24 protein-coding genes are annotated in these 21720 nt (G+C 45.2%); 12 read left to right on the plus strand and 12 right to left on the minus strand.

The window, feature by feature from the left end:
- The first annotated feature begins 99 nt into the window (after window positions 1-99).
- Entirely contained in the window at window positions 100-525 is a 426-nt protein-coding gene (locus BFP72_RS14780; protein WP_255397226.1) for a DUF1987 domain-containing protein, read from the plus strand.
- 314 nt (window positions 526-839) lie between these two features.
- Here BFP72_RS14780 and BFP72_RS14785 read toward each other — a convergent pair whose 3' ends face one another.
- Window positions 840-1304: an Lrp/AsnC family transcriptional regulator gene (locus BFP72_RS14785; protein ID WP_099599875.1), complete on the minus strand. Its 465-nt coding sequence runs from the start codon at window positions 1302-1304 to the stop codon at window positions 840-842.
- 137 nt (window positions 1305-1441) lie between these two features.
- Here BFP72_RS14785 and BFP72_RS14790 point away from each other — a divergent pair, with 137 nt between their 5' ends.
- The 4 genes from BFP72_RS14790 to BFP72_RS14805 all read left to right on the plus strand — a co-directional run bounded on the left by BFP72_RS14790 (window position 1442) and on the right by BFP72_RS14805 (window position 5162).
- Window positions 1442-2242 (plus strand): DUF1338 domain-containing protein, encoded by an 801-nt coding sequence (locus tag BFP72_RS14790; protein ID WP_099599876.1) that lies wholly within the window; start codon window positions 1442-1444, stop codon window positions 2240-2242.
- Between the two features lie 176 nt (window positions 2243-2418).
- Entirely contained in the window at window positions 2419-3963 is a 1545-nt protein-coding gene (locus tag BFP72_RS14795) for a glycine--tRNA ligase (RefSeq protein WP_099599877.1), read from the plus strand.
- 69 nt (window positions 3964-4032) lie between these two features.
- Window positions 4033-4848, plus strand: coding sequence for a zinc-dependent peptidase (locus BFP72_RS14800; RefSeq protein WP_255397227.1), 816 nt, complete (start codon window positions 4033-4035; stop codon window positions 4846-4848).
- Complete coding sequence (locus BFP72_RS14805; RefSeq protein ID WP_099599878.1) at window positions 4845-5162, plus strand: DUF721 domain-containing protein; 318 nt, start codon at window positions 4845-4847, stop codon at window positions 5160-5162. Before BFP72_RS14800 ends, BFP72_RS14805 begins: the two co-directional genes overlap by 4 nt.
- Window positions 5163-5212: 50 nt before the next feature.
- Here the strand turns inward: BFP72_RS14805 and BFP72_RS14810 are convergent, their stop codons facing one another.
- Window positions 5213-5920, minus strand: a complete 708-nt coding sequence (locus BFP72_RS14810) for a YebC/PmpR family DNA-binding transcriptional regulator (RefSeq protein WP_099599879.1) — start codon at window positions 5918-5920, stop codon at window positions 5213-5215.
- 55 nt (window positions 5921-5975) lie between these two features.
- Here BFP72_RS14810 and BFP72_RS14815 point away from each other — a divergent pair, with 55 nt between their 5' ends.
- On the plus strand, window positions 5976-6416 hold the full coding sequence (locus BFP72_RS14815) for a hypothetical protein (protein ID WP_099599880.1): 441 nt from the start codon (window positions 5976-5978) through the stop codon (window positions 6414-6416).
- On the opposite strand, the gene BFP72_RS14820 is transcribed toward BFP72_RS14815, so the two are convergent.
- Entirely contained in the window at window positions 6413-7330 is a 918-nt protein-coding gene (locus tag BFP72_RS14820; protein ID WP_099599881.1) for a TerB family tellurite resistance protein, read from the minus strand. The genes BFP72_RS14815 and BFP72_RS14820 overlap by 4 nt on opposite strands.
- Window positions 7331-7535: 205 nt before the next feature.
- Between BFP72_RS14820 and BFP72_RS14825 the strand changes: the two genes are divergently transcribed.
- From BFP72_RS14825 to BFP72_RS14840, 4 genes are all read left to right on the plus strand, one after another.
- A complete protein-coding gene (locus tag BFP72_RS14825; RefSeq protein ID WP_099599882.1) occupies window positions 7536-8885 on the plus strand; it encodes a glutamine synthetase family protein in 1350 nt (449 codons plus the stop codon).
- On the plus strand, window positions 8885-9928 hold the full coding sequence (locus BFP72_RS14830; RefSeq protein WP_099599883.1) for a hypothetical protein: 1044 nt from the start codon (window positions 8885-8887) through the stop codon (window positions 9926-9928). Before BFP72_RS14825 ends, BFP72_RS14830 begins: the two co-directional genes overlap by 1 nt.
- A 3-nt stretch (window positions 9929-9931) precedes the next feature.
- Window positions 9932-10780, plus strand: coding sequence for an HAD-IIA family hydrolase (locus BFP72_RS14835; protein ID WP_099599884.1), 849 nt, complete (start codon window positions 9932-9934; stop codon window positions 10778-10780).
- Window positions 10781-10903: 123 nt separating this feature from the next.
- On the plus strand, window positions 10904-12031 hold the full coding sequence (locus BFP72_RS14840; RefSeq protein ID WP_099599885.1) for an ATP-binding protein: 1128 nt from the start codon (window positions 10904-10906) through the stop codon (window positions 12029-12031).
- Between the two features lie 91 nt (window positions 12032-12122).
- Here BFP72_RS14840 and BFP72_RS14845 read toward each other — a convergent pair whose 3' ends face one another.
- Both BFP72_RS14845 and BFP72_RS14850 read right to left on the minus strand, forming a co-directional pair.
- Window positions 12123-14156: a TonB-dependent receptor gene (locus BFP72_RS14845; RefSeq protein WP_099599886.1), complete on the minus strand. Its 2034-nt coding sequence runs from the start codon at window positions 14154-14156 to the stop codon at window positions 12123-12125.
- Window positions 14157-15494, minus strand: coding sequence for a saccharopine dehydrogenase family protein (locus BFP72_RS14850; RefSeq protein WP_099599887.1), 1338 nt, complete (start codon window positions 15492-15494; stop codon window positions 14157-14159). It lies immediately after the preceding gene.
- A gap of 148 nt (window positions 15495-15642) precedes the next feature.
- Here BFP72_RS14850 and ppk2 point away from each other — a divergent pair, with 148 nt between their 5' ends.
- A complete protein-coding gene (gene ppk2, locus BFP72_RS14855) occupies window positions 15643-16395 on the plus strand; it encodes a polyphosphate kinase 2 (RefSeq protein WP_099599888.1) in 753 nt (250 codons plus the stop codon).
- On the opposite strand, the gene BFP72_RS14860 is transcribed toward ppk2, so the two are convergent.
- The 5 genes from BFP72_RS14860 to BFP72_RS14880 form a co-directional block, all read right to left on the minus strand.
- Window positions 16363-16965 carry a LysE family translocator gene (locus BFP72_RS14860; RefSeq protein ID WP_099599889.1) on the minus strand — a complete coding sequence of 201 codons (603 nt, stop codon included), beginning with the start codon at window positions 16963-16965 and terminating at the stop codon, window positions 16363-16365. The genes ppk2 and BFP72_RS14860 overlap by 33 nt on opposite strands.
- A gap of 1 nt (window position 16966) precedes the next feature.
- On the minus strand, window positions 16967-18067 hold the full coding sequence (locus BFP72_RS14865) for a hypothetical protein (protein WP_099599890.1): 1101 nt from the start codon (window positions 18065-18067) through the stop codon (window positions 16967-16969).
- Window positions 18068-18577, minus strand: coding sequence for a hypothetical protein (locus tag BFP72_RS14870; protein ID WP_099599891.1), 510 nt, complete (start codon window positions 18575-18577; stop codon window positions 18068-18070). It abuts the gene before it with no gap.
- Window positions 18578-18664: 87 nt separating this feature from the next.
- Window positions 18665-19150, minus strand: a complete 486-nt coding sequence (locus tag BFP72_RS14875) for a regulatory protein RecX (protein ID WP_099600804.1) — start codon at window positions 19148-19150, stop codon at window positions 18665-18667.
- A 39-nt stretch (window positions 19151-19189) separates the two neighbouring features.
- The gene (locus tag BFP72_RS14880) at window positions 19190-19741 is read right to left on the minus strand and encodes an NADPH-dependent FMN reductase (protein WP_099599892.1); all 552 of its coding nucleotides are present in this window, start codon (window positions 19739-19741) and stop codon (window positions 19190-19192) included.
- A gap of 137 nt (window positions 19742-19878) precedes the next feature.
- Here BFP72_RS14880 and BFP72_RS14885 point away from each other — a divergent pair, with 137 nt between their 5' ends.
- Window positions 19879-20241, plus strand: coding sequence for a hypothetical protein (locus BFP72_RS14885; RefSeq protein ID WP_099599893.1), 363 nt, complete (start codon window positions 19879-19881; stop codon window positions 20239-20241).
- Here BFP72_RS14885 and BFP72_RS14890 read toward each other — a convergent pair.
- A complete protein-coding gene (locus BFP72_RS14890) occupies window positions 20238-20978 on the minus strand; it encodes a DUF5995 family protein (RefSeq protein WP_099599894.1) in 741 nt (246 codons plus the stop codon). The genes BFP72_RS14885 and BFP72_RS14890 overlap by 4 nt on opposite strands.
- 103 nt (window positions 20979-21081) lie before the next feature.
- A complete protein-coding gene (gene def, locus BFP72_RS14895; protein ID WP_221406527.1) occupies window positions 21082-21720 on the minus strand; it encodes a peptide deformylase in 639 nt (212 codons plus the stop codon).

A 21720-nucleotide genomic window follows, 5' to 3' on the forward strand; every position in this document is an offset into this window, starting at 1 on the left:
CGATTACGAAAATCTTGTATTTTATTATTGGCGTTTGTCTCGCAACTTTGGAAAACTAATAGTCAACTGCACGAATCTCAACTACTAAACACTAGAGCTATGAAGGGATATTTCATCAGACCATCCAGAATCACACCATCGGTTTATTTCAACCCGAAGAACCAATTGTTGGATGTCAGAGGTAAATCTAGCCCTGAAAATGCATTAGCGTTTTACAACGTACTGCTACAAAACATCGATAGCTACGTACAGTTAGACGTCACTAAATTGACGGTCAATATGGCATTCGAATACTTCAATACTAGTTCGAGCAAGTGCCTGTTCATGATCTTGAGAAAATTAGAAAGTGTAGAGCAATTAGGAAAGAAAGTAGTCGTCAATTGGTATTATGAATGCGACGATGAAGACATGAAAGAAGCAGGTGAAGACTTTAGCTCATTTTTTGAGTATGAGTTCAACTTCAAGGAAGTATCTGTGATCAAAACCCTCGGGGGCATAGTAGACAAAGATGAAAAAGCCGCCTAATTGAGACGGCCAAAGAAAACCAAAATAAGATTGTGATGAAACCAAAATTCAAAACAGCGAAAAAGACAGTAGTACAGGTGTTTATCGGTACAGTCGTGACTTACGGATTTGTGTTCGTTTGCTCGATACTTAGTGTTATGGCTTGATCCAGTTTCTTAGAGATTTCGTGATTCTGACGGAATTTTGTGTATGAAAGTATGTCGATACTTCTAACAGAGCGAGCTATGGGAATAAGGAACGCAATGTAAGAAACGATAATCTCAATAGAACTAGATCAGCACAAGGACTCTGAAGCCATTCAGAGTCCTCTTTTTTTATAAAAGAGCTATGTTTTTCTGAAAAGAAGTCTCAAATGAGATATTCGTATCAGTGCCTATCACTCCTTCCAAATCATGAATCTTTCCATAGAGCACATCTCGCAAATGACTATTGTCGCGTGACATCACCTTGACAAGCAGAGCATATTTGCCTGAGATGTTAGAACACTCAATAACCTCTGGAATCTTTTCCAGTTCTCTCACTATTTGGGGAATAAACTTCGCGTTGGCCACATCGATGCGTGTGATCGCTTCGGTAGTATACCCTAGGGCTTTCGGGTTGAAGCGAAAAGTTGCCTTCTCAATCACCCCTATCTGTCTCAGTTTGTTGACTCGTTGATGCACCATGGTATTGGAAATCCCCAGCTCCTTGGCTACCGTCGAAAAAGGCACTCGAGCGTTCTCACTCAACCGCCGCAAAATCGCCTTATCTATTTCGTTAATTTGACCCAACTCTTCCATTTTCTACATAAATATAGCACATATGACTCTATACACCCATATAAATAGTCAAATTAACTTTAAATAATGCCAAAACAAACCATTACCATCAAATACTAGCACTAAACAATCAATTTGATTCTATTTGTAACAGTCAAATGAATTATCAAACAATCATAGCCCAATGTTGGTCAGACTATGTGTCTAAAACTCCATCCGCTCAGGCGATACACGAGCTGCTGCAAGCTCGAGGAGAGACCATAGTCAATGACCACATTGCGTTTCGCACCTTTGGCCATCCCAAGACCAACATCGAAGTATTGGCTCGTCCATTCCTAGATGCAGGGTACATCGAATGCGGACAGTATGATTTCGAAACAAAAAAATTACAAGCCAAGCATTACGAACATCCTGACCGGGATGCACCAAAAATATTCATCAGCGAATTGATAGTGGAGCACTTTACGGAAGAACTCCAACACACAGTCAATCGCATCGTTGATCAAGTCCCGAACCAATACATCACGTATCCTTCTCGTCCATGGATCGAAAAATCGCAAGCCGTATACCAGTCCTTGCTCAAAGAGTCTGAATATGCCGCTTGGCTATACGTCTTTGGATTTTGCGCCAATCATTTCACAATATTCGTCAACGCACTGACGAGTATTCCTACGCTTGAAACCATGAACACCCTGCTCAAAGAAGAAGGATTCGAGCTCAACAGTGCTGGAGGTGAAATAAAAGGAAGTCCTATGGCTTGTCTAGAGCAATCCAGTATCCTCGCAGACCAAATACATATCTCTTTCGATGAGGGGGACCAACTCATTCCTTCTTGCTACTACGAATTTGCCAGAAGGCACCCGGCTCGCGATGGTTCGCTGTTTCAAGGCTTTATTGCTCAGTCTGCCGACAAAATCTTTGAGAGTACGAATACAAGAAAAATGCCCAAACTGAATTAAGCAACAAACAACAACCCAATAAATGATTTTGGTCACAGCCAAAATTGACTTTTTCATCAGTGGCTCGGTCGATCCGTCATGGTTCGACCGAGGGCATTTCTTTCCCCTTTGTGAATTGGGTTTAAAAATCAAACAAATCATATCGCTCATTTGTCTATTCATATATCTTTGCGGCTATGGCAAAGAACGACGATAACGAACTAAAGAAAATCATATCCCATGCCAAAGAGTATGGCTATGTGTTCCCTTCGAGTGAAATATATGATGGTCTCAGTGCGACCTATGACTATGGACAATACGGCGCAGAGCTCAAGCAAAACATCAGACAGTACTGGTGGAAAGCCATGGTACAAATGCACGAAAACATCGTCGGTATCGATGCATCGATATTTATGCACCCTACGACCTGGAAAGCATCCGGTCACGTGGACGCATTCAATGACCCTATGATTGACAACAAAGACTCCAAAAAACGATACAGAGCAGACGTATTGATCGAGGACTTTGTCGCCAAGATAGAGGCTAAAATCCAAAAGGAAATCGACAAGGCAGCCAAGAAATTTGGAGAGTCGTTTGACGAAGAGCAATTCAAAGCGACCAATCCACGCGTGCTCCAGAACCAAGAAAAAATCGACGCAATCAATGCGCGATTCAAAAAAGACATCGAAGAGGAAAATTTCGAAGATCTCAAACTCTTGATCGAAGAACTCGGAATCGCTGATCCCGTCAGTGGCTCCAAAAACTGGACAGAAGTGCGACAGTTCAACCTTATGTTCTCTACTGAGCTCGGATCAGTAGCCGATGGTGCCAGCAAGATCTACTTGAGACCAGAAACTGCACAAGGAATATTCGTCAACTTCCTGAACGTACAAAAAACGGGTCGTATGAAACTACCGTTCGGTATCGCGCAGACAGGCAAGGCGTTTAGAAATGAAATCATTGCACGCCAGTTTATCTTCCGTATGCGCGAATTTGAACAAATGGAAATGCAGTTTTTCGTCAAGCCAGGCACAGAAATGGAATGGTACGAAACATGGAAAGAAAAACGCATGAACTGGCACAAGTCCTTGGGCTTGGGTCAGGAGAATTATCGATTCCACGACCACTTGAACCTCGCTCACTATGCCAATGCTGCCTGTGACATTGAGTTCAACTTCCCTATGGGATTCAAAGAGCTTGAAGGTATCCACTCACGTACGGATTTTGACCTCAAAGCACACGAAGAGTTCAGTGGCAAGAAACTACAGTTTTTTGATAGTGAAATGGAGAAATCCTATGTCCCCTACGTCGTAGAAACCTCGATAGGTCTGGACCGTATGTTCCTCGCGATACTAGCCAACTCATACACCGAAGAGACGCTAGAAGACGGGAGCAGCCGTACGGTACTCAAAATCCCTACGTTCCTCGCCCCTGTCAAGGTAGCAGTACTCCCTCTACTCAACAAAGACGGACTACCCGAAAAGGCACAAGAGATCCTAGACGAACTCAAGTTCTCGGTCAATGTCCAATACGACGGCAAGGATGCGATCGGGCGAAGATACAGACGACAAGATGCGATCGGCACTCCATACTGTGTGACAGTAGATCACCAAACACTCGAAGACGGTACTGTTACCATTAGGGAGAGAGACAGCATGGAACAACGCCGTATCACTCTCGATGAAGTCGTATCAGAAATCGAAAAAGGAGTTGACTTAAAGCCACACCTCAAGTCGCTTTAAGTCCATGAAAACGCCACTTCTCCCCTAGTAGAAGTGGCGTTTTATTCATCCTACTCAACCTCATTTCTCATGATTCTGCTACAGCAGACCGAACAAAACTCAAACCCTCAGAGCGCTCTCCTCATGTTTGCTTTGACGATAAGCTTTATGCTGCTTTTGGTCCTGAGTGGAAAAATTAATCTCGGCATCTACCTGCCAGGTGTAGGTGTCCCTCTCCGAAGATCCCGAAAAAGCATTCTCAAACAGCACTTTCCCTACTATACCCAACTTACCGAAGCACAAAAACGAACCTTTGAACAGCGTGTACAGCGCTTCATTTACCAAAAAGAATTCATCCCTAGACAGATCCCTCAGGTGACCGAAGAGATGCAAGTACTGATAGCCGCCTGTGCGACTCAGCTCACGTTTGGCTTTCCGCCCAACACCCTCTCCTACTTCAAGCGTATCCTCGTCTACCCGACAGACTACTACTCGACCATCAGCAAACGATACCACAAAGGAGAAGTCAATCCCAAGCTCAAGATCATTGTATTGTCCTGGAGACACTTCGTCGAAGGGTACCTTCACAATGATGACGGAAGAAACCTAGGTCTACACGAAATGGCACATGCTCTCCGGCTCGAACGGAGAATTATCCAACTACAACATGGGCACAAGGAAACGGCTCTGCAAAAAGAATGGGAATCACTCGCTCAGCGCGAAATTCAACTCATCCGTCTTGGCAAGAGTCAGATGTTTCGAGAATATGCCGGCACCAACGCAGAAGAGTTCTTCTCCGTAGCAGTAGAGAACTTTTTCGAAAGACCTCAGTTATTTAATGAGCAGATGCCAGACTTGTACAGAAACTTAGCCCTACTTTTGAGGCAAGATCCATTGACCCCATGAAGAAAAGGCCACACCCTGCAGGAGAAAGAAAACGAGAAACAGTCACGATGAAGGATCTCATGGATGCCATGCTCAAATCCTACAACATCGACCGCAGGTTTGATCAAGCAAGCCTCGTGTCCAAATGGAACAAAATCATGGGTACAGCTATCGCCAACCGCACCACCAATCTCGAAATCCGCAACGACGTACTCATCGTCACGCTCTCTTCTGCCCCTCTCAAACACGAGCTCAACAACTCCAAACAAAAAGTCATGGACATGGTCAATACGGAGTTTGGCAAACACATCGTCAAACAAATCCTATTTGTATAGACATAAAAAAAGCGAGCAGTGCTCGCTTTCATTCTATTCTCTTCATCTGGTCACGCCATCGTGTGGTAGACGTTTTGGACATCATCGTCTTCTTCCAATTTTTCCAAGAGCTTGTTCACGTCTTCTTGTTGCTCTTCACTGAGCTCCTTGGTAGTCTGTGGTATACGCTCAAAACCAGAAGAAAGAATCTCAATATTGTGCTCTTCGAAATACTTTTGCAACGCTCCAAAATCAGAAAAACCACCATATACCATCATGCCGTCTTCGTCTTCAAAAACCTCCTCAGCACCAAAGTCTATCAACTCTAACTCTAGTTCCTCCGCATCTAGCCCTTCACTTTTCAACCGAAAATTACAAGTATGATCAAACATAAACTCCACAGACCCCTGAGTCCCTAGGTTCCCATTGCACTTGTTGAAATAACTACGAATATTAGCTACCGTACGGTTATTGTTGTCCGTAGCAGTTTCTACCAGTACCGCAATCCCGTGTGCACCATAGCCCTCAAAAAGCGTCTCCTTATAATCTCCTTGATCTTTGTCTGTGGCACGCTTGATGGCACGCTCCACATTTTCCTTAGGCATATTAGCTGCTTTGGCATTTTGCATCACCGCTCGCAACCTAGAATTGGTGTCGGGATCAGGTCCACCTTCTTTGACAGCTATCACAATATCTTTACCTATACGGGTAAAGGTTTTGGCCATTTGGCCCCATCTTTTTAGTTTTCTAGCTTTTCTAAATTCAAATGCTCTTCCCATTTTTATTGCTTTTATTCGAACTACAAATATATAATAAGGCTATATTTCTAAGTATATGAAATCTACCATTCGCACGACTATTTTAGTATTGACACTACTCAGCTGTCAAAAAAGACCACAGCTCCCTGTTGCTTCGAGTTCAGCGCAAGCGCTCCAACCGGTCGATGCCTTCTGGAAGAGCTTTCAATCTGCCCTCCAATCACCATCGGACACCTTCCTACTCAGTCATATCCAAGATTCGTTGAGCTGCACTCCTTGCTCTACAGGCTCTACCCTATCCAATCAACAATTGCTAGCTGACTACCGTCCTATTTTGAGGCCAGACTCTGTATTCCACTACAGCATTTATCCAGACACCACCGATACAGACACACTCTACCACATCAACTACACCATCGATTGCCTCGACTGTCCCGAAGGCACATACAACCTCATATTTGATCTTGCATATCGGTCTGAACGATACCTTCTGACAGATATCTTTACCGTCCCTTAAAGTTTCGGTTTCACGTATTTTGATCTATCACGCAAGCTCATTTTAGAGAATTCCGGAATACTCGCATGTTCAAAATAATCATCAAACAACTGATCCAAATACGACTTGGAAAATATATCCGTCTCTAAAAATTCGTCATTGATACTCGGAACCTTCGCGCGTATCTGGTCATCACTCACGGTGAGAAGCGTACGAAATATCCTAAAAAACTTCACCTCATTGTAGTCTACTTTGGCATCCGCATTGAGCGTATCCATTGCGATCTGCACGAGGATGAGCTCCTGTTCTTCGCTGATGTTGGCATTTTTCAGTACTTTGAAGTAATCCTTCAAAAACCCCATCCCCATCTGATTGATCACTTCGATCAAAAACTCCAGTTCTTGATCCACATTGATATGACCAAATAGTTCACTCTCACTAGCGACTTTTCGGATCAAAGCAATTTCATTTTCATCAATATGCCCATCACAGGTCATGAAAGAAAAGGCTGTCTTGAGAGCTATCGACGGAAAATTGTAAATACGATTTTGACTCTCTTGTAACGTCTGATTCTCTACCCAATCTTTGACCCCTTGGATGTTGTCCTCAATACGAGATTTGATTTGGATATCGAGAGCCAGTTCGTTGGCACTACGTAGGATTTCCAATGCATTTTCTCCCGTAAACCCCGTACTCCTCTGTGCGGCTTTGAAGTAGTCAATCCCACACTGCAGCACCTCAGTAGCCAAGTCATTGGCTAAGACACGAAATTCGGGCTCGCCCTCTCCAAATTCTTCTTTCAAAGAATCATATTTTGGTTTGGAATTGAACATCAACTCCATCCCCGTTTCATAGGCAGAAAGGGCATCTGTCTTCCTTTTTTGCTTGGCTGTCGCAATCCCATCAATCAATTCTTTGATATATTTTTGAGTCATCTTCGGTGCAATTAGAAATTCTGGCACAAATTAACAAAAAACAAGCATACCACGAGAAATGAGTACTTTATATATGTAGCCTCAGCCCTTCGATTCTATCCCATTTTTTATTCGCCAACATTCCTCACCAACTAAACCTTATGCAGTAGCTCTTTTTCCTTTTTTGGTATAACTTTCCTCTCTAGTCAAGCAAGAGAAAACAAAAATGGAGCAGGATATCATAGAAGCCGTAAAAAAACATCCTGGCAATAAAATCAAATTTGCCATCATCGATGTAGATGGGATTCTACGAGGCAAGTATATTCATAAGGACAAGTTTTTTGACAATATCGCCGATCACTTTGGATTTTGTGACGTCACTTATGGGTGGGACAGTGCTGATCAACTCTACGACGAATCCAGTATCACGGGATGGGAAACGGGCTTTCCAGATGGCAAAGCTACCATCGATCTATCGTCATTTCGGCAAGTACCCTGGGACGATGACGTCCCTTTCTTCTTAGCCGACTACTCTGCCGGTTCTCCCTCTGCCCCAGTATGCCCTCGCAGTTTGCTCAAAAGTATCGTAGCAGAGGCCGAAAACCTCGGATACTTTGCAGAGTACGCCATGGAATATGAGTGGTTCAATTTTCACATCAACCCTACCGAGGCAGGCTATCAAAGCCCTACCAAACCCCAACCGATCTTTGAGGGCATGTATGGTTATTCCATCACTCGGTTGGCTCAGGGGAGTCACTACTTCAATGACATTTTTGATTTATGTGAAGCCTTCGACATCAAGCTCGAAGGGCTGCACACAGAGACAGGCCCTGGCGTGTTCGAGGCAGCCATCCGCAAAGACAGCATCCTTCGTGCCGCAGACAAAGGAGCACTCTTCAAAACTGCCATCAAAGAAATCGCCAATCCCTACGATATCACACCGAGCTTCATGGCCAAATGGAACCAAAAACTCCCAGGCTGCTCTGGACACATGCACCAAAGTCTCAAAGATGCCGAGGGCAACAACTTGTTTTTTGACACAAAAGCAAAAAACAACATGAGCCCGCTGATGGAAAGCTTCCTCGCTGGACAACTCCACTGTCTACCCGTACTCGTACCGATGTTTGCTCCGACCGTCAACAGCTACAAACGGCTAGTCGAAGGAGCATGGGCTCCTACCACCATCACCTGGGGGATCGACAACCGAACCACTGCCCTGCGGATCCTCAACGACAAAGAGAACACAACGCGAATAGAACACCGTGTCGCTGGAGCAGATGTCAATCCCTACCTTTGCATGGCAGCTGGACTTGCTTCTGGGCTCTACGGGATCAAAAACAACATGAAACTAACTACGGCTGCTACGACAGGCAATGCCTACGCCAACAAACGCATCAAGAGGTTGCCAACCAACCTTCACGAAGCGACTCAAACCATGAAACGCTCCAAAATCGCCAAGGACCTCTTAGGAGAATCCTTCGTGCAGCACTACTGCATGACACGTGAGCACGAGTGGAACCAATACCTCAACACCGTTTCCGATTGGGAACTAAAAAGATATTTTGAAATCATCTAATGAACAGACAACTCAATTTTAATGAAATCGTCCTGGAGGCCTGGGCACACTATGACAACTCCAGAGAAGTCGTATCCATCAATGACATCAGTGCAAGGGTATCTACCAACCACGTCTTCAAACTCAAACTAGAGACAGGAGCGGTAATCATCGCCAAGCTATCCTACTTTGGGACCTACGACAATTTCCTAGAAGACCACTCGCTGATCAACTCCATGTCGATCAATTTGTCCGCCCCTTATGACCAGTTCATCTCACGCTCGCTGACCAAAGGGCACGAACTATTCACCCACAGACACTCTGACGACATCATCGATGCTTGGGTGGTGTTTTACAACCCCATCAAGATCAAGAAACTACTGCCCAAAATTTTGGACGAGAATCAGATCAAGAGCCTAGGCAAAGAGGTGGCCAAATTCCACAAGGCCTCCTTCCAGATTCGAAACATACTGCCCAAATGGTCCAAAACTCTGAGCATGGATCTCCAACACCTGTTGGCCATCACGGAAACCGAAGATGGAAAATACGAACATCGCGGCAACATCGAAACAATCAAGCATCAGATCGATATATTTCATCGTCACCTAGACGAACTGGGTGCAGAGAGTTGGCCTTCGATCCCTGTATTTGTAGACTGGAACATCGGCAACTTCTCTGTGGATCGCTATGGCAAGTTCTACTCTAGGTGGGATTATGATTGGTTTAGGATGAGTTCTCGCATCATGGATTTTTACTTTTTCAGCCGAGTATGCTCAACCATCGGAGACCGAGAAGAGTTCAGCTACCTCATCGATCCTGTCAACGAAGATCGATTCATTCTCTTTCTCAAAGAGTATCACAAAGTGTACCCTTTGACGCGCAACGAGGTACTGTTCATCAAAGAAGCCTACCGCTTCTTCATACTCAACTACGTCATCAAAGACGGCCGCTACTTCTTCCACGAAGTATATGCCACCAAACTCCAGCGCGAAGCATACGAGATATACTTGCCTCAGATCGACAACTTCGATGGAGAGAAACTACTAAAAGCATTAGATTTATAGATTATGGAGATTAAAGATTTCAAACATGTCGTAAGAAACTATGACGCAGTGTTTTTTGATGCCTTCGGAGTACTCAAAAATTCTAGTGGGATGATCCCACACATCGAGAAGACCTTTGAGTACCTCATCCAAAATCACATCGAATTTTATATCCTCACCAATGATGCCTCTAGAGGTCCAAAATCTTTAGCTCAAAGCTACATAGATGCGGGGTTCACCATGATCAACGAAGAAAAAATCATCTCCTCAGGCATGCTGGCTCGAGAATACCTCCGCACCAAAGTCAAAGATGGAAAAGTCGCCTACCTCGGCACCAAACAATCCGCCCACTATCTCGAAGAGACAGGCCTCAAAGCTCTATCCATCGCGGATCTAGACCTCAACAATATCGCAGATGTCAATGCCCTGGTCTTCTTGGATGACGAAGGGTTTGATTGGCGTACGGACCTCAACAAACTAGTCAACCTCCTCCGTCTGCGCAACATCCCCGTCATGGTAGCCAATACCGATCGATCCTACCCCGTGTCGGATCGCATGGTTGCCATCGCCGTAGGAAGCATCGCAGACATGGTCGAAAAAATCACCGGTCGAAAATTCATCAAATTTGGCAAACCTGATTCCAGCATGTTCATCTTTGCCTACGAGCACACTCGCATGATCAAAGAAATCCCCAAAGAGCGTATCCTTATGGTCGGAGACACTTTGTTTACAGACATCATCGGAGGCAATAAATTCGGGATCGATACCGCTTTGGTCCTGACAGGCAACACCTTAGCAGAAAACTATCAAGACCGTATCAAAGCCATGGGAATTATTCCTGATCACGTGTGCCATTCAGCTGTGGTTTATTGATCTGATTTGAGACTTTCTATTTTGTCGAAAAATCCTTTCAATCCACTTTATTTATAATATATTGAGCAAAAAAAATAGGTAGCGTAACCTCTGTATTCCCCCGTAGCATTTAGCAGAAAAGTTATGCCTTTGAACATCTCGACTTTCACATTTCTCTTCCATGGGTCTATACCAGTGGTTTGGGTTCCTCATTCCACAGCGGTTCTCGAATCCCTTAGTGCAGGGCTCTTGGCGTTGGTTCCTCAGATTCCTGAGATTCCATTCGAGTACGAGCAGACCTCTGGGGGTCAGAGCGATTTGCTATTCACCATCTTGGGACTACTGACTTGCCTGGGGTTTTACATTTTCATGAAAATGCTCGGAAAACAAGTCGGCAAGCAAAAATACGTCCTCGAAAAACGCGCCAACACGAGCCGATCTGAGCTCATAGAACAAAAAGAAAGGTATCAAAAACAATCTGAAGAGCTCCAAAAAGCCAACGAGGAAATTCAAATCAAAAACTCAGCAATCGAAGAAGCTTTTGCTCACCTGAGCAACTCCTACGCCAAGATGGCTGACCTCAACCGGGAGAAAGACGGACTAATGCGCGTCGTAGCGCATGACCTCCGTACTCCACTCAACAACATCGAAGGACTCATCCAACTCGTCTCCATGGACGACAACTTAAACGATGATCAAAAAGACTACATCTCCAAAATTCGTGGAGTAGTCAAACACGGCAATGAAATGATTCGTGATTTGCTAGATATCTCACATTCCAAAGACTTCAAACCCAATCTCAAAATCACTACCTTCACGATGCTGGACTTCCTATCGAGTTGGAAGATCAATTTTGAGAACTCTCTTCTCACCAAGAAACAGACCCTACGAATCAGTGGAAGCTACAAGACACTGACTCTCCAATCGGACATGGGCTTGCTCTCTCGGGTCCTTGACAATCTCATGTCCAATGCCATGAAGTTTTCAGAAAGTGGCAAAAGTATCTATCTCAACATCACACCGGTAGAAGACAAGGCCCGCATCACTCTCAGAGATGAAGGCCCTGGCATCAGTCCCTCCGATCAGCAAAAAATGTTCAAGCCCTTTACCAGACTCAGTGCTCGCCCCACCAACGGCGAACCATCCAATGGTCTCGGACTCTCCATCATCAAAAGCCTCACCGAACAACTCGGAGGCACCATCACCGTCCATAGTACTCTCGGCGAAGGCACAACCTTTGAAGTGACCATTCCTCTGCTCGCCCCGCAGTAATTTATGCACTCTTTGGATCCTACAATCTTTCGCTTCGGGTACCACCAAGTCACTTCCCCAACATATTCATCATGGAATCCCGCGCTCTTTGCTAAAACACATAGCCCACTTTGACCCCCCCATAATAGTTGATCGGAAGGCCTGGGTAATAATAACGCCCCGAAGAAGCATTGATTTGAAGCATCGACGAATAGAATGTGTTGGTCATATTGTTGACACCCGTGTAAACATTGACCCTTATTTTGCCCAACGACCTCTCGTACCCTACCTTAGCATTGATCAACTGGTAAGCATCCGTGTACAGACTTCCCGAATCAAGGACCGAAATTGACCCCACCCTCTGATAGTTGAGCCTTCCATAAAAGCCCTCCCAACGCACGTCGACTGCATAATCCAGCGTATAACTCGGCACACCTGTGATTCGGTTGCCCGAATAATCCTCGCCTTCGGAGGTAAAATCATCGAACCGATACGCCATCAAGCTATAAGCCAGACGATGACTCACCTGCAAACGGTCCTGATCTACAACTCTATGCTCCAGGAGCAGCTCCACTCCATCGTGATGAGCACTGCCTGCATTGACCCCTACCAGTACTTGCTCATATGTCCGATTGACAATCAAATCTTGGGTACGCATAGCATACCCAACGAGCTCAAAGTAAAGCCGATCCTCCCAGACTTCTCCCTTGACCCCCAACTCGTAGTTCCACCCGGTCTCAGGACGAAGATCTCCATTGAGCTCCCCTTCAGGGTACAAGCTCTGCTCAAACGACGGCAAAGAAAACCCATGTGCCACCAATCCATACACCGCTACCTTCTCCGTCATCTTTCTCGTCAAACTGAGTTTTGGAGATAGGATAGGCCCAAAATACCTGTGCTGACTCTGATCACTCCCGTCGACAGGCAATTGATCTTCCAAATCATAGCCAGACAAATTGAGATTTGCTCCTACAGAAACAATCCATGATTCTGTAGGGTAATACTCTGTCGCAAGAAAAACATTTCCATAATTTCGTTGCTGGTCAAAATCTCGTGTTTTGTCCCCGTTTTCTCCTTGATCATTGACAAACTCACGGTAGCGATACGACTCCCAAAACCCCTCCATCCCGAGCACGACTTGAAGCTGATTGCGCGGTAAAAAACTACGTTTTATTTTGGCACGCACGCCTGCATTCAATTGATCCGTCGACAGGTTGCCCAAAAACACAGGGCGTATCTCAGCCGCTGAACTACCGTTGACAAAGAAAGTCACCCAACTCTCCATGCGCGTACTATACCGTGAATGCAAAGACCACCCTACCCTGTAACGGTAGCCATCCTCATGCCCCTCAGCATCTCCCCAGCTCGATGCGGCCGCTGTAGGGTTCTCATTATACTCTTGCAAACCTAGTGAACTCGGGATGTATGCCAGTAGACTAGTATAGTTGGCATAGAGGGTCATATTCGATCGATCCCCAACCTGTGTCTGCCCCATGAGCGTGACAGAATACCGGTCATAGGCATTGTTGTCACGGTAGCCATCGCTATGTACATCCTGATAAAAGATCCCTAGACTTTTAGTCGAGTTGGCCACTTGCGCCTGTAGGTTGTATCTCCGCAAACCAAACGAACCCACCATGGCCTCTGCAAACACAGAAGGGTTCCCCGTCAGTCTCCTCGTCTGAAAATGTATCGCACCCCCAAGTCCTGCTCCAAATACCGTAGAAGTAGGGCCTCGGTACACCTCGATGTTTTGCAAGGTTCCAAAATCGATATCTTCGACGGTTGTTTCCCCTTCTCCTGTAGAGAGCGGTATTTCATTAAGATAGGCCTTGACTTTGTCCGTACCAAAAGGCGTGCGCGCACCAATCCCACGGATCGATATCCGATTGGTATTGAGCGAGCCCGACTGCATATAGACCCCTGGTACCGAATTGAGTATGGGCTGCAGATAGACTTGCTCTGCCTGTGTAATCCCTTGACGCCCCAAGGAGGTGACTGCTCCTCCATATTCCAATACTTGGTGTGTAAACACATCCGATTGAATCGTTACTTCTTCGAGTACGAGCTCTGTACTATCTAACTCCTGCCCCTGCAAAACCATACTCCACAGACACATCCACAGACATCCAAACAATCGATACATTTAGTGTTCTATTTCGGTTTCGGTAAAATTGACCCCATAGCCTTCGAGTGCTTCCAAGACCGGTCTGTATATTGATTCTTCGGTAGGGATATGTACTCCCTTCACGGTCAATTTGCCCTGCAGCATCAACTGTGCAGACACTGCCAGAGGCAACCCTACGGTCTTGGACATGGCAGTATGAACAGCATCCACTCCCTCCACAGCCATGTAGGACTGTAATTTCTTGAGCTCACCATTTTCCACGTATTCAAACTTGTGCCACATGATGATCATGTCCTTTTCGTCCGACTGAATCGTCCATTTTTTCTTGAGGATATGCTCCAAAATCTGTGCAGGAGTACCCTGATCCATCCCCACTAGTTCCTCATCAAACATCCCCAACCATTTGAGCTTATACATCTCCTCAGAGTCCATGTCAAGATTTAGATAATGAGCCAATTTCAGTTCCACCGAATCACTGGGGTTGTACGACAAAAAAGAATTAATAAACTGGCGGTGTGTCATGTTGTTCACAGCCTGCATCTCAAACGTATCATCTGTAGCACCCAGTTGCACAAAAACATCCCATGCCTTGCAAAACCCCGTCCGACGCAGTGTCCCACGATATAGTGTCTGAATCCCTCGCAATTTGTAGGCATCCAGATACTTGAGTGAATCCCTGTTGGCATACCCCTCAAAGTAACCGTGCTCAGGAATGTGTATCACTTCCGTCCTACGAAACACCCGATGGTAAGGAATGTACTTGTAACGTCCTTGTTGCAAAAACTTGACATAACCCTGCCCTGCCAGTACGACGTTTCGAGGGTTCCATGTAAACTTGTATTCCCACGGGTTATCATCTTGACTAGGTGCCAACAGTCCTCCGGTGAAAGTCTCAAAAGAACGCAATTCAGCCCCCGCACGACGGATTCTATCGAGGACCTTCATCGCAGACATATGATCAATCCCTGGGTCCAAGCCCATCTCCATGATCAATCCCGCACCATTTTGTTCAAAAACATCAGAAAGATTTCGAATCTCATCACTCACATAGGATGCCGTCAACATATCTACTCCAGCATGTGCACATACTTTGGCCACCGTATAATGAAAAGCTGCAGGCAACATTGAGATGACCAAATCATACCCTCCCAAAAGCTTCGTTTGCTCTGTATCTTTGATATCAAAGGCCATCGCTTCACCATGTGGGTGCTTCCTTATTCTTTCTTGGGCCAAAACCAAATCGATATCCGCGACGGTTAACCTCCACTGAGAGTCAGCCGCATGATCGAGCAAAAAATCGATCAACACAGAAGACGATCGCCCCGCCCCCAATACTATTATTTTCTTTTGCGTCATAGGTCAATACTTTGGGTAATTGGTTGTTGTTTATCCAGCAATTTATACAAAACCCAAGGAGTGTATTCTCGGACAAGAGTTTTTGTAGCAAGGTCTTTTTTCAATTCTAAAAATTCATAACTTAAAGTTTCAATCGTTACGTTTTTTCATGGATATATCCGAGCTAAGTACCAAGGAGTACAATCATCTTTTAGAACATTACCAAATTGAACTTCTTAAACTACAAAAACACATCGTCAAAAAAGGCTTAAGAGTCGTTATCCTTTTCGAAGGACGTGACGCAGCAGGCAAAGGAGGCACCATCAAGCGCTTCATCGAACACATGAACCCGAGGGAATTTCGTGTAGTAGCATTGGGCAAACCCAACAAAAAAGAAAAAGGACAGTGGTACTTCCAGCGCTACATCAAACAACTGCCTACAGCAGGGGAGATTCGCTTTTTTGACCGGAGCTGGTACAACAGGGCCGTGGTAGAACCAGTCATGGGCTTTTGTAGCCAAAAACAGTACAAACTATTCATGTCCCAAGTCAATGAGTATGAAAAAATGATCACCGAAGACGGAATCCATCTCATCAAATTTTGGCTAGACATAGACAAAGAAGTCCAAGAAAAACGATTTGCAGCAAGAAATGAAGATCCTCTCAAGACATGGAAACTCAGTCCCGTCGACATGAAAGCCCAAAATATGTGGGATCAATTTAGTCTCTACATCAACTCCATGCTTGACCACACCCACACTGTACATGCTCCGTGGGTTCGCGTCGACTCCAACTACAAAAAAGCGGCAAGACTACTCATGATTGGACAAGTCTTGGACAGGTTTGATTACGAAGACAAAAACTATGAAGCAAGCAACTTACATCCTCAGTTACTGAACAAAAGTCCATACCCCCATCACTAAAAAAATGAGCCCTGGCACGCGATAAAGCAAAAAGGGATTGTTTTGGATAGCTGAAAACCGTGTACCTAGTGCTATCACGGCTAACAACAAGAGCATCGTCCCCACCGAGATCCCCGTGACATAGACCAAGTAGTTTTCGCTAGACAGCACTATCCACTGCATCGCCTGGAGATAAGTAGTCACCGTGAGCCAATAGGGGATTGCCAGTGGGTTCATCAACGCGACCACTACCCCCTTGGCAAAACCAGCGCGTTTCTCCCCACTGTCCATGGTACGACTCGCTCTATTTTTTTTGACCAGATTGAATAGCCCCAAAAGAATCAATATTGTACCTGACACCCACTTGAACCAAGTCGCGATTTCTATATTATCGGTCAAATAAATCTGAAAACGCACCGCCAACCCTGCATATAAAAACTCAATGCATGCAGCAGCCAAAGCAAAAGTCAACGCTCCTCCCTTCTTACCCTGTACAGCCAACTGCATCACGGAGAGATTGATCGAACCAGGAGGTATCGATCCCGCAAAACTACAGCCCAGTGCTATCATGAATAAGTATACCGCTTCCATATCAAATCACTTTGTTTCTATTGTACGCTCTTATTTTCTTCACTTCACGCAGCCCTTCTCTCCAACTCATATATGGAATACCTCTACTATGATTGAGCAGAGAGATGTCGGCCAACACTCTGAGATGATGTACGATATCACGGTAGGCTTGCACCAGCGAATACCCTGGGTGATAGATATGAGCAGGTTCTGCTCCTGCTCCATTGAGTTCTAGTATTTTGAAGTGCTCTCCTGCATATAAATCTTCGATGGACCGACACCTCAAATCAAATCGTCCAAAATAAAATCCATCAATCTTCTGACTGAGCTGATCAATCACCGTGATGAGCCTTTCGTTGATCAAGGAATTGGCATTGAGGAATGTGGTCCCTAAACAATGATTACCTATCGCAACCAATTCCACTGTTTGGCCACAGTTGGGTACAAACGCTAACCGCTCGGGATCTTTGACCTGAAGTCGGCGGATGTGCATTTTGGACCGAGCATCCTCTCGCATCAATTGTCTGACGCTACGACAACCATCTCCAGTCACTTTGAGCATGTCCTTCCGTACGATAGAACTCACCGTGCCTCTCTCCCGATCAGGGTAGCGGTAATAAAACACTCCCAACTCGACCTCATACCCAACATACTCCTGGACCAAGAAATCAACCTGAATATCCTCTAGGTATTGCTGAAGCTGTGCGCTACTCTCCACCCGCTCAACCATCCATCCTCTCTCTCCTACGTCGGGTTTGCAGACGAAAGGATAATCAATCTGCTTCTCTGTCAACAGTGCTTCTACTTCGGTCAAAGAAATCCCTGCTTCTAGCTTGACAGTCTGAGGCAAATACCGTGTTGGGATACGTTCGAATATTTTGTTTTTGGACTCCCCTAGCATCCCTCCAAATTCAATCCCTGGATTGGAAGCGGTAAAAAAGAACAAAGATCGTGTCCGCAAAGTCACCCAAACCCAATAGATCAGTATAGGAAAGTAGAACAAAGAGAAAGGCCAAAATTCCCAACGAAAAATTTTAGCCCATATCACGCTAGAGTTGAGCCAAGCATAGAGGGATTTCGGCTTAGGACGTGTCTGGGACGGTGTGGTAACCAATGTATCCATTTACGCTTTGGCCTGAGCCTCTCGAAATTTGAGTGTAGAACTGGCGACCCCAAAACTCTCATCCAAATGGAGCATAGGTTTGACCTCCCTAAGTCCCACACGTATCAAAGCCATGTGATGCACGACGTGCTCTAAATTGTAAATCAGTTCTCTATCGAGATTGGTAGGTACGATGATACACTCCTCAGACTCTCCTACCGACTGCTCCAGCACCATCTCCTCTCCACCAACCAACCTATCTAGCCCTACACCAATCTCCTCGATCAGATCCAGAGCTCGACGGGCCATGGTCTCGATCTCTGGGTCTCGACTTCTTCGATCATAGTTGATCACTCCCTGTGGATACTGCTCCAACAAGCACGTAAAAAACTCTAAGGTATGGCGGACATGCTGCCCAATCGTTGAGTGATTGAGTGATACGGAAACTTGACTGTATTCTTCGTCGGAGAGTGCTGCTATGAGCAAACTCATTTGATTCAAGGTATTTTTAATAGCGTATTGGATCGTCATGTACGGTATTTTCGGCAGGCATTCAATGTTTGACAATAAATTTAGATATTCTACATGAAACAGTATGCTTTCATAATAAGTTCACCCCTATCCATTCTGCACGAGATCTTTGACCAGATCCCACACCAAGTCGGTTTCATACCCTTTGTATATCAAGTGCCGAGACACCTTTTCCCTCTTCTTAAATAAATCCGTCTCAGAAAGTGACGAACTCTTTTTCGCAATCAATTCTTCAAGAGTAGTCAGGTAGTCTCCTTCTTCGATTTCTTTCAGGGCTTGTGTCACACAATAAGCCGACACGTCGTGCTGTTGCAGTGCTTTGATGATCCGGTTTCTTCCCCACTTTTTGATACGAAACTTGCCCCCAGCAAAAGTCTTGGCAAAGCGCTCTTCGTTGATATACCCGTCCAAAATCAAATCAGTCAACACGTCTTCTACTTCATCCCGGTACAGACCATAGTCGTAGAGCTTTTGTCGTACTTCCTTTTGCGACCTCTCCTGATAGGCACAAAAATTAGCCGCCTTGAGCAGTGCTTCCTTTTTGGTGAGATTAATTTTCTTCTTTTCTTGCAAGGCGCTTTTCACTTGATGAATCAACTACAAAGATAAGAATCAAGGGTTACTCAACTCACCCATTGCTGCGGAGAACTTTGTCAACTCCTGATGAAACTCTCTCAACAATACCTCATCCGTGATCCCACGATCATCCTCAAAGTGATCCTTGAACTGAGGCAAAGAAAACGAGGCTACAACATCTCCTCCACGATGAGGGAACCCCTTGACAGCTATCTCCAAGACCGTCTGTCCTCCCCTCTTGCCGTCGGATGTCGCAAGGAGAAACATCGGTTTGTCCAGCCACATTTTAGGTTCTATACGTGAAGCCCAATCAAATATATTTTTGAAGGCAGCACTAAAATTACCATTGTGCTCTGCAAACGAAATCAGGATGCCATTTGCTTGACGTAAAGCATCTTTGAATGCAACAGCCTCAGAAGGCTGACCCAGCACTTTCTCTTTGTCCACGCTAAAAATCGGCATCTCATAGTCATTGAGATCCAAGACTTGCACCTGAGCCTCGGCCAATTGATATGCCGCCCAAGTCGCCAAACGCTTGTTGATAGACTGACTACTACTACTGGCTCCAAATGCAACTACTTTTCTCATAAGGTATCTTGACTCGATGACATCCCTAAATCTATAAAGGAGAGCTACAAGCACCTCCAAAATCTCAAAATATTTTAAAAACTCTACCGTTCTATATCTATCTTTCTGAGATAATCACCAGCTATAAAAGACAGATCATGGACTACAACAGTCGAATAACGGTCTTGGTACACAAAGGGAACAAAATTTTCTACCATGACTTCTCAGACCTACGCGCTGACGAACACCAATGGATATTAGAAATCGGGTTTGAACGTATGTTGCGTAGCAATCCTTCCCAACTCTTCATCGTCTCCAATATCAAAAACACCAAAATCAACGACCATAGCAAACAACTCGTCGAGGGCTTTCTCGAGACCTTGCATGACAAGCGTATTGGGATCAAAAACGCTGTATTCGGGCTATCCGCAGTGCAGCGGGTGATTCTCTCCAACGTCGAAAAAAACACCTTCTTTGCAGCAGATTTGGACGAGGCTCTAGAGTGGTTGACGAACTCCTAATCCATCAAGCATTTGATTTTCATAGGGACATTGCCACGCTCACCAATCCGTATCATCATAAAGACAGCACTGACGAAAACCCCAGGCTTTGTGATCAACTTAGCCTTCTCAGCTACACGCTGATCCCGCTCATTGATCAATCCGTCCCATTGCGAACGAGGAGCATGTGCGAGATACCGCGCAAACTCCCACGCACCATCTCTAGCTTTCTTCATACTGAAATCAATCAAGAAATTGTCCGCCTTTCCGGCCATTTTGAGTACAAAACTCAACGTAGGCCACACCTCCGAAAGATCTCGCTCTACCTTATCCACAAGTGAAGCCAAGATGTCATTGATCCGAAAAAAATCACGCTTGAGGTCATCCATATCTTCGTACCCTACCTCCGCTGCAGCGATCGCCAAATCTAAGTTGATGTGGGCGTTCATTCCGGTCATGATGTGCTGAAAGACGATCATCCAAAAATTATCCACAACATCAAACGACGCCTTCCAAGACTTGGTCGGTTCCTTCTTGCTCATATACGTCTCCAAGGCTGTGAAATACCGCTTGGCAAAAATCACCGCAAGTTTCTCCATTCTCTGAGAGTTCTCAAAAAATCGATGATCCACGGACTGTTTCACCTCAAAGGTCACTCTACGATATAACGCCGCAAAATACCCGAGCGGGTCATAATCGGCGATGGTATTGTCTGTAATCTGATCGAGTCGTTCGATTACGTCATCAATGGTATGCATCTAATTTATTTTCAGTAAAACCCTCTAAATAAATTGATCTCAAATTTCTGCTAGCCTAATGATAGACAATTCCTTTTAATCAGACAATATACTGAAATGATACTTATCTCTCCTTTGATTCTTTTTCCAAATGATCCAAATACAAGATGCCTCTCAAATGATCTATCTCGTGCTGAAAAATCACCGCCGTAAACCCTTCTACTCGCTCGGAGACATGCTGCTGATCCAATCGATCATACTCGATATGGATCGCATAGGACCGTGTCCTAGTAGTATCCATCCTCCCTGGGATCGACAGACACCCCTCTCTACAATCTTGTTTTTGAGAAGAGTACCTTGTGATCACTGGATTCAAATATGCCTCGAAGGGCAAGTTTTCCTTATCCAGTCGCTGTACCCAGATGAGGTTTTTCAGAATCCCAACCTGAGGCGCCGCTATCCCCACTCCCATCGACAGACTATCTCGTACAGTCGCATACAGCCGCTCGACAAGTTGCTCGAGCACCCTGTCTGTAGAATCCACCTCCAAACGCTCACTAGGTGTACGAAGGAGCAACGAATCAGAGGTGTCCGTGATTTTGAAGATACGCATAGGTGTGTCAGGGCCCGCTTCCAAGATCAGTTCGCTTTGTGCCGTCGAAAATTGAGCACTGGACGGTTTCATTGGGCGGGTCGTTTTTTGGCTCCCGACACAAGAGGACAACAACAACACTACGCCCCACAGCATTGGACACTTAGACAT

It is taken from the genome of Reichenbachiella sp. 5M10 (genome assembly GCF_002742335.1).
Lineage (GTDB): Bacteria > Bacteroidota > Bacteroidia > Cytophagales > Cyclobacteriaceae > Reichenbachiella.

Bases quoted from the DNA above. Each gene is read 5' to 3' on its own strand.
- BFP72_RS14780 (WP_255397226.1), top strand. From the start codon at position 100: ATGAAGGGATATTTCATCAGACCATCCAGAATCACACCATCGGTTTAT.
- BFP72_RS14785 (WP_099599875.1), bottom strand. From the start codon at position 1,304: ATGGAAGAGTTGGGTCAAATTAACGAAATAGATAAGGCGATTTTGCGG.
- BFP72_RS14790 (WP_099599876.1), top strand. From the start codon at position 1,442: ATGAATTATCAAACAATCATAGCCCAATGTTGGTCAGACTATGTGTCT.
- BFP72_RS14795 (WP_099599877.1), top strand. From the start codon at position 2,419: ATGGCAAAGAACGACGATAACGAACTAAAGAAAATCATATCCCATGCC.
- BFP72_RS14800 (WP_255397227.1), top strand. From the start codon at position 4,033: ATGATTCTGCTACAGCAGACCGAACAAAACTCAAACCCTCAGAGCGCT.
- BFP72_RS14805 (WP_099599878.1), top strand. From the start codon at position 4,845: ATGAAGAAAAGGCCACACCCTGCAGGAGAAAGAAAACGAGAAACAGTC.
- BFP72_RS14810 (WP_099599879.1), bottom strand. From the start codon at position 5,920: ATGGGAAGAGCATTTGAATTTAGAAAAGCTAGAAAACTAAAAAGATGG.
- BFP72_RS14815 (WP_099599880.1), top strand. From the start codon at position 5,976: ATGAAATCTACCATTCGCACGACTATTTTAGTATTGACACTACTCAGC.
- BFP72_RS14820 (WP_099599881.1), bottom strand. From the start codon at position 7,330: ATGACTCAAAAATATATCAAAGAATTGATTGATGGGATTGCGACAGCC.
- BFP72_RS14825 (WP_099599882.1), top strand. From the start codon at position 7,536: ATGGAGCAGGATATCATAGAAGCCGTAAAAAAACATCCTGGCAATAAA.
- BFP72_RS14830 (WP_099599883.1), top strand. From the start codon at position 8,885: ATGAACAGACAACTCAATTTTAATGAAATCGTCCTGGAGGCCTGGGCA.
- BFP72_RS14835 (WP_099599884.1), top strand. From the start codon at position 9,932: ATGGAGATTAAAGATTTCAAACATGTCGTAAGAAACTATGACGCAGTG.
- BFP72_RS14840 (WP_099599885.1), top strand. From the start codon at position 10,904: ATGCCTTTGAACATCTCGACTTTCACATTTCTCTTCCATGGGTCTATA.
- BFP72_RS14845 (WP_099599886.1), bottom strand. From the start codon at position 14,156: ATGTATCGATTGTTTGGATGTCTGTGGATGTGTCTGTGGAGTATGGTT.
- BFP72_RS14850 (WP_099599887.1), bottom strand. From the start codon at position 15,494: ATGACGCAAAAGAAAATAATAGTATTGGGGGCGGGGCGATCGTCTTCT.
- ppk2 (WP_099599888.1), top strand. From the start codon at position 15,643: ATGGATATATCCGAGCTAAGTACCAAGGAGTACAATCATCTTTTAGAA.
- BFP72_RS14860 (WP_099599889.1), bottom strand. From the start codon at position 16,965: ATGGAAGCGGTATACTTATTCATGATAGCACTGGGCTGTAGTTTTGCG.
- BFP72_RS14865 (WP_099599890.1), bottom strand. From the start codon at position 18,067: ATGGATACATTGGTTACCACACCGTCCCAGACACGTCCTAAGCCGAAA.
- BFP72_RS14870 (WP_099599891.1), bottom strand. From the start codon at position 18,577: ATGACGATCCAATACGCTATTAAAAATACCTTGAATCAAATGAGTTTG.
- BFP72_RS14880 (WP_099599892.1), bottom strand. From the start codon at position 19,741: ATGAGAAAAGTAGTTGCATTTGGAGCCAGTAGTAGTAGTCAGTCTATC.
- BFP72_RS14885 (WP_099599893.1), top strand. From the start codon at position 19,879: ATGGACTACAACAGTCGAATAACGGTCTTGGTACACAAAGGGAACAAA.
- BFP72_RS14890 (WP_099599894.1), bottom strand. From the start codon at position 20,978: ATGCATACCATTGATGACGTAATCGAACGACTCGATCAGATTACAGAC.
- def (WP_221406527.1), bottom strand. From the start codon at position 21,720: ATGTCTAAGTGTCCAATGCTGTGGGGCGTAGTGTTGTTGTTGTCCTCT.